This is a genomic window from Aquabacterium sp. UBA2148 (assembly GCF_002328915.1).
Classification (GTDB): Bacteria; Pseudomonadota; Gammaproteobacteria; order Burkholderiales; family Burkholderiaceae_C; genus Aquabacterium; species Aquabacterium parvum.
Genome location: NZ_DCXA01000015.1, coordinates 10,285 through 13,724 on the forward strand (window position 1 = coordinate 10,285; position 3,440 = coordinate 13,724).

4 protein-coding genes and 1 pseudogene are annotated in these 3,440 nt (G+C 65.2%); 3 read left to right on the forward strand and 2 right to left on the reverse strand.

Annotated elements, in window-relative coordinates; genetic code table 11:
- Window positions 1-115 (forward strand): annotated as a pseudogene (locus B2W70_RS00580) (TOBE domain-containing protein); the annotation flags it as partial.
- A 198-nt stretch (window positions 116-313) separates the two neighbouring features.
- Window positions 314-1,636 (forward strand): lipase family protein, encoded by a 1,323-nt coding sequence (locus tag B2W70_RS00585; protein ID WP_286741989.1) that lies wholly within the window; start codon window positions 314-316, stop codon window positions 1,634-1,636.
- Window positions 1,637-1,703: 67 nt separating this feature from the next.
- Here the strand turns inward: B2W70_RS00585 and B2W70_RS00590 are convergent, their stop codons facing one another.
- Window positions 1,704-2,366: a TetR/AcrR family transcriptional regulator gene (locus tag B2W70_RS00590; protein ID WP_286741991.1), complete on the reverse strand. Its 663-nt coding sequence runs from the start codon at window positions 2,364-2,366 to the stop codon at window positions 1,704-1,706.
- Between the two features lie 107 nt (window positions 2,367-2,473).
- Between B2W70_RS00590 and B2W70_RS00595 the strand changes: the two genes are divergently transcribed.
- Window positions 2,474-3,118, forward strand: a complete 645-nt coding sequence (locus B2W70_RS00595; RefSeq protein WP_286741993.1) for a hypothetical protein — start codon at window positions 2,474-2,476, stop codon at window positions 3,116-3,118.
- Here B2W70_RS00595 and B2W70_RS00600 read toward each other — a convergent pair.
- Window positions 3,102-3,440 (reverse strand): hypothetical protein (locus tag B2W70_RS00600; RefSeq protein ID WP_286741995.1); only part of this gene is annotated, 339 nt, incomplete at its 5' end. The two genes, B2W70_RS00595 and B2W70_RS00600, sit on opposite strands and share 17 nt — an antisense overlap.

Consider the following 3,440-nt stretch of genomic DNA (forward strand, 5'->3'; position numbering starts at 1 on the left):
GGATGGCAGCGCTTTGCTGGCTCGTCTGACGCGGCGATCGGTGGTCGCCCTGAGCTTGAGGCCCGGTCTGGCCGTGCATGCGCAGATCAAGGGGGCTGCCTTGCTGCGGGGTTGAGAGGCTGACAGGCTGAGGAGCATTTCACGATCATTGCGGGTTTGTCCGCCGTTCATGTTGGTGCCGGCGGATTCGGTCTAACCCTGGTTCTGGTCGCTCGGGCCAATTGGTGGCCGTTCAAGCAAATGCATTCAAGAGGTCGGCGGCAGAAACTGTTTTCACGACAGACCACTGCCAGTCATAAACCCGGAGACCAAGATGCGATTCCGCCTGAGCAAACAAAGCCTGCTGCTGACCGCAGCGCAAGCCGCCGTCACCGCACTCATGCTGCCCAGCATGGCGAGCGCGGCCACGCCCGACCCCTTCTACCAGTACACCGGCAGCACCCCTTTGGCCGACATCGCGCCGGGCACCGTCCTCAAGAGCCGCACGATCTCGGTCTACATCGCCGGCATCAAGACCTCGATGCAAGCCACCCAGCTGGTGTACCGCTCGACCGACGCCAAGCTGCGCCCGACCTCCAACGTGACCACCATCTTCGCGCCCGACTGCGCCAAGGTCAGTTGCGCGAACAAGAACAAGGTCATCTCGTACCAGTCGTTCTACGACTCGCTGAACCCGGAAGACGGTCCTTCGCGTGCCTACGCTGGCGGCAAGCGCCTGCCTGACCTCTTGCCTGCCGTCGAGACCGTGCTGTTCGGCACCTACGTCAAGAAGGGCTACACCGTTGTCATCTCGGACACGGAAGGCCAGGGTGCGAACTTCGCCGCGGGCCCGGAATACGGCTACAACACGCTGGACTCGATCCGCGCGACCTTCAACGCTCCCCAGATCGGCCTGGGCCGCGATGCCAAGGTCGTGATGATGGGCTACTCGGGCGGCGCCATTGCCACCGAGTGGGCCGCCGAGTTGGCACCCAGCTACGCCCCCGACCTCAAGCCCAACCTGATCGGTGCGGCCTTCGGCGGCACGCTGGTGAGCCCCGAGCACAACCTGACCTACGTCGAAGGCGCGCCCATCTGGGGCGGTGTGCTGCCGATGGCGGTCATCGGTGTCTCGCGTTCCTATGACATCGACATCCAGAAGTACCTGACCACGCGCGGCCTGGAGGTCTACAACAAGATGCAAAAGGCATCGATCGCCTATGTGCTGGGTCAGTACAGCCGGGTGACCTGGAAAGACCTGGTCAAGCCCGAGTTCCAGGATCGCACCAAGATCAAGGAATACGTGGAAGCGGTCAACAAGGTCATCATGGGCACCGGCGGCACGCCCGAGATCCCGCTGCAGATCGGTCAAGGCACCGGCGGCATCTGGGAAGGCACCAAGCCCTCTCCGGTTTGGGGTGCCGGTGATGGCGTGATGCTGGCGGGTGACGTCCGCACGCTGGCCCGCCAGTACTGCGCTCAAGGTGTGCCCGTTCAGCACAAGGAATGGGGCACCAGCCACTTCACCACCATGCTGAACTGGCTGCCCTGGGCCACCTCCTGGATCGACGACCGATTCGCTGGCAAGGCCGCGCCCCAGAACTGCTCCAGCATCGCTGTGGGCAATCCGCTGACGCCCCTCGTCTACAAGCCCTGAGCGTGAGCAGCGGCTGAGGCCGCACACCAGGTGACAAGGCCAGCGCGTGCAGACGTGCTGGCCTTTTTCATTCCGGTGGGTGGGTTGCGGGGCCGGTCTTGCGAGGGCCTTGGTGCCGAAAGCCGTCGACCAGGGCGTCGAGCGTGGCCTGCAGCTGCCGCCGTGCTGCGCGTGGGCCCACGCCCCATTGCGCCAGTTGCCCGTCCACGTGCATGCGTGCCATGCCGTAGACGGCGCTGCGCAGCATCAGCGCCAGGCGCTCGGCTGCCACATTGTCTTGAAGGTCGCCTTCGAGTTGCGCTTGCTTGACGAGTGCCACGGTGCGGTCCCGCACCGCCTGGAAGTGCGCTTGCAGCGATGGCGAGGCGTTGAAGTCATACAAGCGCCGCGCGGACACCAGCCTGAACGAAGTCGGGTGTTGCAACGCCCAGGCCAGGAAGCTGTGCCCCATGGTGCGCAGCCGCTCGATGGCAGAGGGTGGCGCGCGATGCAGGTCGCGATCGACCATCAACCTCAGGCGCACGGTGGCTTCTTCGGCGATGGCGGTCATCAAGGCGGTGTGATCGGCGAAGTGCCGAAATGGCGCCCCCGAGGACACGCCGATGCGCCTTGCCACTTCTCGCAAGCTGATGCGTTCGTCGCCGGACTCTTCTGCCAGCAGCAAGGCGGTGTCGATGACGGCTTGGCGCAGGTTGCCGTGGTGGTATCGCTTCGGGCGGGTGTCTGGCATGGCAAGACGGGTGGATGGATGTCAATGTAAGCAGTGTGCATTCTGGCTTCTCGTTGGTTCCAGGTGCGGTCAGCATGTCAGCCATCGCAACCCACACCTGAACATCCATGCCGGATTCATCGCCACCCGACTCCCGTCAGCGGTCACGGGACTCAGCTGCTTCGCCCTGGCGCCTGTGGGCCTGGGGGACGATGTTGCTCGCGCTGCTGACCGTGTCCATGTTGCTGGCGCAGCCCGATGCCGAGGGCGCGCGCAGGCTCATCCGGCTGACGGCTCGGCTGTCGCTGGTGCTGTTCCTGCTGGCTTTTGTCGCCTCGGCGTGGTGGCGCCGTTGGCCTGGTGCCATGAGTGCTGCGCTGATGCGGCAGCGTCGGCAGGTGGGCTTGTTGTTCGCCACGTCGCACGCGTGTCACGCTGTGGGCATTGCGTGCCTGGCGATGTGGGCTGATCCTGCTTTGTGGGCGGAGCTCACGCCGCAACTCAGCCGGTGGATCGGTGGTGCAGGTTACGTGGCCGTGGCGCTGATGGCGTTGACATCCTTTGACGCAGCGGTGCACAAGTTGGGACGCGCGCGCTGGCAGGCCTTGCACCGAGTGTGTGGCCACGTCATCTGGCTGGTGTTCGTGCTGTCTTGCCTCAAGCGGGTGGGGGCTGCGCCGGTTTACGCTTTGCCCTTGCTGCTCCTGGTGGGCGCGATGCTGTGGCGGCAGTGGCCATTGCGCCGCGAGGCGACGCTCAGGCCGCTCCCTTGAGCAAGGCGTCGATCACGCCAGCGCCGGTGCCTCCGGTGGGATCGAGCTCCTGAACCTTGCGCAGGTAGGCCCGGGCGCCCAGCGCGTCGCGCCGCCGAAGGCGGATGAAGGCCAGTGCCTTGAGCGTGAAAAGCCAGAAGCGCGCTGGTCCGGGCGACTGGAAATCAGCCATGCCCGCGTCCACTTGTTGCCAGGAGCCTGGCAGCCCCGCTTGCATGGCCGCCACGTCCAGGCTTTTGAGCGCCGCGAACTCGGCCTGAGCTGTGTCACCGTGCCGAGCGTGGAACTTGTAGAGCAGGTAGTACAGCGCAGGGCAGTCCGG